This is a genomic window from Streptomyces sp. NPDC000348 (genome assembly GCF_042898795.1).
Lineage (GTDB): Bacteria > Actinomycetota > Actinomycetes > Streptomycetales > Streptomycetaceae > Streptomyces.
In genome coordinates this window covers 1-8668 of sequence record NZ_JBIAZD010000047.1, presented here as the reverse complement: position 1 = coordinate 8668, position 8668 = coordinate 1, and the positions used below count along the sequence as shown (strand labels likewise).

Annotated in this window: 7 protein-coding genes and 1 pseudogene; all 8 read left to right on the top strand. The window is 71.7% G+C overall.

Annotated features, from left to right (window positions below; all coding sequences use genetic code 11):
- The first annotated feature begins 231 nt into the window (after positions 1 to 231).
- Complete coding sequence (botA, locus tag ACFY3N_RS36450) at positions 232 to 369, top strand: bottromycin family RiPP peptide (protein ID WP_390821066.1); 138 nt, start codon at positions 232 to 234, stop codon at positions 367 to 369.
- Positions 370 to 435: 66 nt separating this feature from the next.
- Positions 436 to 1590: a hypothetical protein gene (locus tag ACFY3N_RS36445; RefSeq protein WP_390821065.1), complete on the top strand. Its 1155-nt coding sequence runs from the start codon at positions 436 to 438 to the stop codon at positions 1588 to 1590.
- Positions 1508 to 2854: a YcaO-like family protein gene (locus ACFY3N_RS36440; protein ID WP_390821064.1), complete on the top strand. Its 1347-nt coding sequence runs from the start codon at positions 1508 to 1510 to the stop codon at positions 2852 to 2854. The genes ACFY3N_RS36445 and ACFY3N_RS36440 overlap by 83 nt, the downstream gene beginning before the upstream one ends.
- Entirely contained in the window at positions 2851 to 4755 is a 1905-nt protein-coding gene (locus ACFY3N_RS36435; RefSeq protein WP_390821063.1) for a RiPP maturation radical SAM C-methyltransferase, read from the top strand. Before ACFY3N_RS36440 ends, ACFY3N_RS36435 begins: the two co-directional genes overlap by 4 nt.
- On the top strand, positions 4748 to 5575 hold the full coding sequence (locus ACFY3N_RS36430; RefSeq protein WP_390821062.1) for an alpha/beta fold hydrolase: 828 nt from the start codon (positions 4748 to 4750) through the stop codon (positions 5573 to 5575). The genes ACFY3N_RS36435 and ACFY3N_RS36430 overlap by 8 nt, the downstream gene beginning before the upstream one ends.
- Positions 5572 to 7047, top strand: coding sequence for an amidohydrolase (locus tag ACFY3N_RS36425; protein ID WP_390821061.1), 1476 nt, complete (start codon positions 5572 to 5574; stop codon positions 7045 to 7047). Before ACFY3N_RS36430 ends, ACFY3N_RS36425 begins: the two co-directional genes overlap by 4 nt.
- Positions 7037 to 8239: a cytochrome P450 gene (locus ACFY3N_RS36420; protein ID WP_390821060.1), complete on the top strand. Its 1203-nt coding sequence runs from the start codon at positions 7037 to 7039 to the stop codon at positions 8237 to 8239. The genes ACFY3N_RS36425 and ACFY3N_RS36420 overlap by 11 nt, the downstream gene beginning before the upstream one ends.
- A gap of 7 nt (positions 8240 to 8246) precedes the next feature.
- A pseudogene (locus ACFY3N_RS36415) lies at positions 8247 to 8668 on the top strand (RiPP maturation radical SAM protein 1); the annotation flags it as partial.

Genomic DNA, 8668 nt, shown 5'->3' with positions numbered 1-8668 from the left:
GTGATCGCACTCGCGGTGCGCGAGCAGCCCTCGGCCCACCGGACCCCGCCGGCCAAGGGCACGCCCCGCAGGGCCCGCACCCCCATACCACTCACGCTCACGGCCCGGCCGTAAGGAGGTGCTGACACCCGCGGGGGCCCACCGCGCACGGAGTTCCCGGCACGACACGTGACAGCCCCACCGGCAGGAGGCCGGTGCGGAGCAGACCGTTCAGACGAAAGGATCACCGATATGGGACCCGTAGTCGTCTTCGACTGCATGACCGCGGACTTCCTCAACGACGACCCCAACAACGCCGAGCTGAGCGCCCTCGAGCTGGAAGAGCTCGAGTCCTGGGGCGCCTGGTCCGAGAAGGACTCGGCCGTCTGACGCCCGGCTCTGACTAGCCGCTAGGCGTTGAAGTCGGCGGGACGGGCGCACCAGGGAGAAGGGACCATGCTGGAGACATCGGTGACGGACTGCGTGCTGAGCGAGGTCGCCTACCGTTCGTACCACGCGGAGCCGGAACAGACGGTGACCGTGCGGTGCACGGTGCGCCCCGCATCGGGCGCCCCGTCCGCCGATGGCTACGGCACCGCCACAACAGAGTCCGTGGCACGCAAGAAGGCACTGTCCGAAGCCATGGAACGGCTGCTGGCGTGCACTCCCTTCGCCTCGGCCGCCCGCCCGCCGACGATCACCACCGACGACCACGACCCGTGGCCGGAAGGGATACGCAGCGCCCCCGCGGGATGCCGCACCCGTGGCTACCGGCCACTGACGGACGGGGCCCTGCCTCGGCAGGTCCCACTGTTCTGGTCGTCACCCTGGATCGCCGGCCAGGAACTGCGGTCGGCGCACCTGACGGCGCAGACGGCCCGGCTGTCGAGCACCATCGGCTGGGCCGTCGCGCCGTCGCCTTCCGCCGCCGTGCGCGGCGCCGTGCTCGAACTGACCGAACTGCTCAACTACGGCGTCTTCCTCCACCAGGCCCTCACCGGTCCCCCGTACCCGGGCGACGACGCCGAGGCGCAGCCGCTCACCGTCCCCCTCTCGGGCGCCGTCCGTACCCCGACCGTCCTCGCCGTGGCGAGGGGCAGCCGGCAACGGATGCCCGCCACCGGTCTCGGCTCGGGGACCACCCTCGCCGAGGCGAGAGAACGCGCTCTGCTCGAACTCGCACAGGCCGAGACCCTCTGGCGGTCAAACCCCACGGCCGTCCCCGCTGAGCGCTCCTTCATGCGGCGCTTCGCGAGATGGCCGCTGCTGACGCGCTGCGCCACCTTGGACTTCGATTTGCGTGCCCGTGACGCACCACCCGACGGCGGCCCGTGCCCGTCGCCCCTGCAGGAACTCCAGGCGCGGGGCATCGCGGTATGGGCCGACTGCGGAGCCGTCGACGTCTCGGGTCCGGGCATCGCGCGGACCCGTCTCCACTACGCGCACGTGGTGTCGGATCCGCAGCCTCTGCTGGGCCTTGTCCGCGCAGGTGTACCCGTGTTCGACACGGGGGAAGTGAGGAAGATCCTTGACCCGTCCCGCCGAGAACGACCTGCTGACCGCCGCCATCCTGGACGGAACGCTCAAGGAGGACGTCCCGCCCGAGCGTGAGACCCCTCTCGGCAAGGCCCTGTCCGCCGTCGGCGACTGGCTGGCCGCCGAGCGGCTGACGGCCGACATCCGCAAATACGGACTCGACTCCACCCCCACGTACGAGGTGCGGCTGGAGGACGCCGAGGGCAATCTGTGCTCCCGCAGCTCCGGCAAGGGCCTCGGGCACCGCAGCCTCGCGAGCGCGCTCTTCGAGAGTGCCGAGCACTACCACCTCGACTGGCGCCGCGACCACCGGGCGTCCGACGCCGAGTTCCTGCCCGGCCGGGAGATCGCCCGACAGGCCACGGCACGACGCTCCGCGCTGCTGCAACGACTCGGCAAGGTCGCCGCCGACGCACCGGTCCTCACCCGCGAGTACCGTCCGGTGGCCGAGGCGTTCGGCGAAACCGCGAACGGGACGGCCTCGCACCGCCAGCCCGTCTTCCTCCGCGACGGCGGATACCGGAACTGGCCGCACCCGGCCGACGACGGCTCGTTCAAGGTGCTGTGGCACTACACCTCCAGTGCCGGATACGCGGCCGGGGCCACGCTGCACGAGGCCCTCGTCCACGCCGTGGGCGAGCTGATCGAGCGGGACGCCTGGTCGTACCAGCTCGCACGGTCCTACTTCGGGCTGGACGACGAGGCCGGCCGGTCCCTGCGCGTCGTGGACCCCGCCACCCTCCCCGGCGATCTGGGGGAACTGGCGCACACGGTGGAGGAAGTGCGCGGCGCTCCCGTCCTCGTCGTCTCCATCGCCTGCGACACGGGTGTACCTGCCTACGTGGTGTGCGACGCCGAGAGCCGGGAGGAAGTACGGCTGATCGGCAGCGGCGCCTCACCTGTGCGCGCCTACGCTCTCCAGCGGGCCCTGCTCGAGTATCTCCAGGTCTGCACCATGTACGAGCACGGGCCCGTCGACGCCGACCGCGAGGCCGGGCAGATCACCGCGGCTCTGGCCCGCTGGCCCCGCCATCTCGCCGCCGCCCGGTTCGACGTCCACGAACTCCCCCGCGAGCAGCACCCGTTCCGCGCTGACGACGGGCTGCCCGCAACCGCCGCCCCCGAAGAACTGCTGCGCCACCTCGTGGACCGGCTGGGCCGCGTGGGCGTCGACGTCCACTACCGGGTCTTGACCAGGCCGGGCGCCGTGACCGTCGTCGATGTCGTCGCCCCGGGCCTGGAAATGCTGGACAAGGCCCGAGCGGGCTATCCCGTCCTGCCTACCGGGCGGCTGGGCGAGCGGCTTCTGCCGAAGCCGGAAGGGAACGAGCCGAAATGAAGCTCACCCTGGTGGCCCCGCCGTGGAACAGCCTCTACCGGCCGTCGATCCAGATCGCCACGCTCGCGGCCCTGGCGGACACGGAGGACGCGGGGGATCCCATCACACCGGTGTACGCGTACCTGGACTGGTTCCAGTTCGCCGTCGAATCATTGGGGTGCGCCCCCGAGGACTTCGTCGCCGTGTACGACACCATCGGCGAGGAACTGTACGGGCACGGCGTCGGCGACTGGATCTTCGGCGGTGTCCTGCGCACCGAGGACTCGCCCGAGGAGGAGTCGGCGCGCACCGGGTACGCGGCGTTCCTGCGCGAGCAGGGCGTGCACGAGGACCTGGTGGCCCGCGTGCTGGCACTGCGGGAGGCGGCCCCCCGGTTCACCGCCGCACTCGCCGGCCGGCTGCTCGACACGGGTGCCCGGTGCTTCGGGTTCACCACGTCCTTCAGCCAGCTGGTGCCGGCCCTGGCGATCGCTCGGGCCGTCAAGGAGCGGGCACCGGACCGGCTCGTCCTGCTCGGCGGGGCGAACTGCGACCGCCCCATGGGCCAGGCGGTGATGCGGGCCTACCCGTTCGTCGACGCCGTCGTGCAGGGCGAGGGCGAAGGCGCGGTGGCGGCGATCGCTGCCGCCCGCGACGTGGCCGATCTGGCGGCGGCCCCGGGGCTGGTGATCCGGCACGAGGACGGGCTGCGGGTCTCCCTGCCGGCGGTCCAGCCGGCCGAGACGGCTCCGGTTCCCCGCTACGACGAATACTTCGAGCGGTTACGACAACTGCCCTGGAGCGATCTCATCGCCCCGCACGTGGCGCTGCCGTTCCAGATGTCCCGGGGCTGCTGGTGGGGCGAGAAGATGCAGTGCACCTTCTGCGGCGAGAACGGCAGCGGCATGGTCTACCGCAGCAAGCCGGGCCGACAGCTCACCGAGACCCTGCGCACCCTGACCGAGCGGCACGGGGTGTTCGACACCTACGCGGTGGACACGATCCTCGCGAAGAACGACAACGGTCTCGCGGCGCTGGCGGACGCCGAGGTGGACATCACCACGTTCTTCGAGGTGAAGGCCAACCTGGGGCCACGGGAACTCGGGGAGATGCGGGCGGCCGGCGTCACCATGGTCCAGCCGGGCATCGAGAGCCTGAGCACCGGTGCGCTGCGGCTGCTGCGCAAGGGCGCGACCGGCTTCCACAACCTGCGGTTTCTCGTGCTGTGCCAGGAACTGGGCATCGACGCCCAGTGGAATCTGCTCTCCGCGATGCCGGAGGAACTGCCCGAGATGCTGGAGGAGCAGCTGCGGCTGATCCCCTTCATCACGCATCTGGCACCGCCGTCGACGGTGAGCAAGGTCCGCGTCGACCGCTACAGCCCTTACTTCGAGAAGCCGGACGACTTCGGCATCGAACTGCGCGGCCCCGAGGAGAAGTACCGGTTCATCCACGCCGCTCCGGGCCTGGACCGTACAGCCCTTGCTTACTCCTTCGAGCACGAGGAGGTCGTGGGCAAGGCCGACAACGCGTCGATGCTGGCGCTGCGGCGTCGGCTGGGGGCGCGGGTGGGACTGTGGAAGAAGCTGCACGGACAGTCCCGGTTCACCTTCCGGTACGGCCCGAGCATCACGGTCCTGCACGACCACCGGCCCCACGTGGGCACGGGCCGGCACGTGCTGCGGGGGGCCGACGACCAGCTGTTCCGCTCGCTCGTCCACGGCGGTCGGCTCTCCCAGGCCGTCACGCGTGCCACCGAGACGAACGGGACCTCGCGGGAGCAGGCACAGGAGACGCTGGGCCTGTGGGCGCGGAAGGGCTGGATCCATCTGGAGGACAGGCGCGGCCTCGTGCTGGCCGTACGGGACGGCATGCGTGACGAGTTGGGACGGGCCGCCGAGCTGAGGGGACAGAGTGCGTAACGCTCACCACGACGACCTGGAGCACTTCGAGGTCACATCCCGGGACGGCACGCTGATCCACGGGGTCGCCAGGCCGGGGCCGGGAGAGACGCTGGTACTGGTGCACGGGATCGCGATGGACCACCGCATCTGGGCGGAGTCGGGATTCCTCGACGCGCTGCCGGACGCCCACCTCGTCGCCCTCGACCTGCGTGGCCGCGGGCTGAGCCAACGGGTCGGCAGCGCACAGGCGCACGCCATCGACCGCTGCGTCGAGGACGTCCGCGCGGTCCTGGACCACTTCGGCCGGGACCGGTACGGCCTGTTCGGCACCTACTTCGGCGGCCGGATCGCCCTGCGCACCGCGGGCGTGGACGACCGCGTGGCAAGGGTGTTCTCGTTCTGCGCGCACGGCGAGGAGACCGAGGTACCGAAGGACGCCGTCGAGGAGGAGGCACGCGCCGTCGAAGGGCCCGGCGGGCACACCTACCTGCACGACCACTTCACCGACAAGGGTGCCCCGCCGTGGATGATCGGGGCTTGCGCCCGCGTCGCCCCCGCCGAACTCGGAGCGGCCACCCGCGGCCTGCTGTACGGAGCCCACGAGCAGACCGAACGTGCCCACTCCAAGCAGGAGTTGGTGCTGATCACGGCGGAGGGCGACACCGACATGGCCCCGTTCCGCACCGGCGCGGAACGCCTGGGCGCTCACCTGTGGCTGATCGCCGGTCCCACCCGGGTGCGCGCCGCCGCGCACCTCGCGGAAACCGGCCGACGGGTGGCGCGGGTACTCGGCGACCCCACCGAGGACGCCGGTGCCGCCGGAGCGGGGGTGCGATGACCGGGCGGGACACGAGCCCCGGGAGCACGGCGTCAACCGAGGACGCCCAGTGGCGGCACCGCAGGGACCTGCTTCCGGAAGGTGATCCGCTCGTCGTCGCGCTGGAGGAGCTGGCGGGGCGGCCCCGGGCGCACACCTTCCGGGGCGTCGGGCTGATCGACGCGGCCACCGGGGAGGTCGGTCCGCGGTGCGATCTGGAGGTGGTCGACGGGGCGATCGCCGGGTGGAGCCCGGCCTCGCCCGGCGAAGGAGAGGGCGCGGTCTGCGATTGGTACGTCACACCCGGCTTCGTCGACGCCCACGCCCATGTCTCCTCCGCGGCCGACCTCGTCGGGCTGCTCACCCACGGGGTGACCGCCTACCGGCAGATGTGGGGCGAGCCCGCCCACCTGTACTCGGCCGGCGTGCGTCAGGCCCGCCATGCGGTGCTGCCCCGGCCGTGGGTCACCGCCGGAATCGTGGACGGGCCGGGTTCACACGTACCGCATGCGGCCACGCTGGTGGACGGGGAGCGCTCGGTCCGGCGGGTCGTCGAGGACGTGCTCGCGTTCGGCTTCGACGCGATCAAGGTGTACGACGACGTCCCACGGCCCGTCTTCGACGAACTGGTTCGTCAGGCGGGGCGGACGGGCATCCCCGTGGTCGGGCACGCACCGGAATCGGTACCGCTCGACGTGGCGTACCGCACCATGCGGTCGACCGAGCACCTGTACGGCATCGTGCCGAACGTGTTCCGGCTGCCGCCGGCCGAGCGCTGGGACGCGCTCGCGGCCGCGCTGGAGCCGCACCGGGGCGAGCGCCCCGCCGTCGTCGAGGGCGCCGAGGGCCACTTCGTGTGCCCCACGCTCGTGACCTGGCGTGCGCGCAGCGGCGAACGCCGGTTCACCCGGCCGTCCAAAGCGGCGCTGCAGGTGGTGACACCGAGCCGCAGGCGGACCTGGCAGGCGGCGGCCCGGGAGGCCCTCCGGCTCGCTCCGGCCGAAGCGCACCGGCGCGGCGCGCTGGTGGACCGGCTCGGCGGGCTGGTCCGCGCGCTCGCCGAGGCAGGCGCCCGGCCGCTGGTGGGCACCGACTGCGGGAACCCGTTCGTGGTGGCGGGCCCTTCGTACCACAAGGAGATCGCTGAACTCGCCCGGGCCGGGTTCGACTTCGCGTCCCTGCTGCGAGCGGCCACGGTCGACGCGTACGACGTGATGGGCTGGGACGGCAAACCGGGCACCGGTCAGACCGACCTCGTCTTCTACCGGCGCCCCCCTGACGGTGACGCCGGCCGCCTCGCCCGCCCCGACGGGGTGCTGGTCGACGGGGTCTTCCTCGATGGCGAGGACCTCGACCGCCTCTGGGCGCTGCGCCTGAGGGCGGCCGGACTTGACGCCACCGCGTGGCGGCGGGGCGACATCGATCCGCCGGTGACCGCCGGCTCATCCCACAAGACCGACGAGCCGGACAAGGAGAACGCAGATGCAGGCTGAGGCCGAGCGCCACCCCGGTGCAACGGAGCCGGACGGGGCCGGACGCTGCCCCGTCGACTTCGACTTCTTCAACGCCCCCGGGGAGTACCGCCGGGTGGCGGCCGCCCATGGGCGCGACGGCGCCTTCTACAGCGGCCGGGGCTCCGGCTTCTGGGTCCTGGCGACGTATGACGGGATCAGTGAGGCGTTCAAGGACGAGGACGCCTTCACCGTCGGACGGGTCAGCGCGGCCGAGGGCGCCGAGGAGGAACGGTGGATCCCGCTGACCGTGGAGGGTGACCAGCACACCCAGTGGCGGCGCAGGCTGGCCTCCTGGTTCACCCCGCAGCGCGTGCGGGAACTGACACCGGAGATCCGCAGCAACGCCCGTCGGCGCATCGAGGCGTTCCGGGCCGAGGGCGAAGTGTCCTTCAACGAGGAATTCGCCCGGCCGTACGTCATGGAGAATCTGATGACCGCGGTGGGCTGGCCCCCGGACGGCCTGGAGCATCTGCTGGCCATCAACAGGGCGATGATCGACTCACGGTCGGCTCCCGACCCGCGCGAGGCGGCCCACGCCGAGCTGGGTATCCCGGCGCTGGAGAAGTACGCTCGCCACCTCATCGAGCTGCGCCGCGCCGAGCCCGCCGACGACCTCACGACCGCGAGCTTCGACTGGGAGATCGACGGCGCCCCGGTGACGGACGAGGACCGTGCCTCGCTGCTGTGCGTGCTGTTCCTGGCCGGCGTCGACTCGACGGTGAACCACATGGCCAACGCGGTCCAGTACCTCGCCCACCACGAGCGCGAACGGCGGCGTTTCCTGTCCTCCCGGGAGATCCGCCCAGCTGCGGTGGAGGAGTTCCTGCGGGTCAACTCCTGCATGTATCCGGGCCGGATGGCGGCGAGCGAGGGCGCGGGCGGCGTCGCCCGGCGGGGTGAGACGGTACTGCTGCCACTGGCCCTCGCCAATCACGATCCGCAGGTCTTTCCGGAGCCGGAGCGGGTCGACTTCGACCGCGACCACAATCCGCACATCGCCTTCGGCACCGGAGCCCACCAGTGCCTCGGTGCGGCGTTCGCGCGGGCCCAGATCCTCACGGCACTGGAGGAGTGGCATGACCTGATCCCCGAGTACGGGGTGCCGCCGGAGCGGGCCGCCGCCGAGCCACCGTTCCTGCGCAACGCCTACGACCTGAGGCTCGTGTGGTGAGGGCGCCATGACCGATGCCAGGTGCGTGACGCTCGTGTCGATGCCGTGGAACAACGTGAGGCGTCCCTCGATCCAGGTGGGCACCTTGCGTTCGGTCGCCGAGGAGGCCGGGTGGCGGGTCGACTCGAACTACGCCTACCTCGATTTCTACGGTCTCGCCCGGGCCACGCTCGCGATGGGCGACACCGCATGGTCGGATGCCTACGAATTGGTCTCCGAGGGGCTCTACCACCTGTCGGTCGGCGACTGGATCTTCACCTGCCGCCGTGCGGACGCCGACCGGCGCGAGGCGTACACCCGCGAGCTGCGCGCGAAGGGGATCCGGGAATCCACCATCGCCCTGATCGACTCGTTGCGGGAGGTGGCCGACCGGCATGTCGAGGAGACGGCCGCCGCTCTGCTCGCGTCCGCCCCCGACGTCATCGGCTT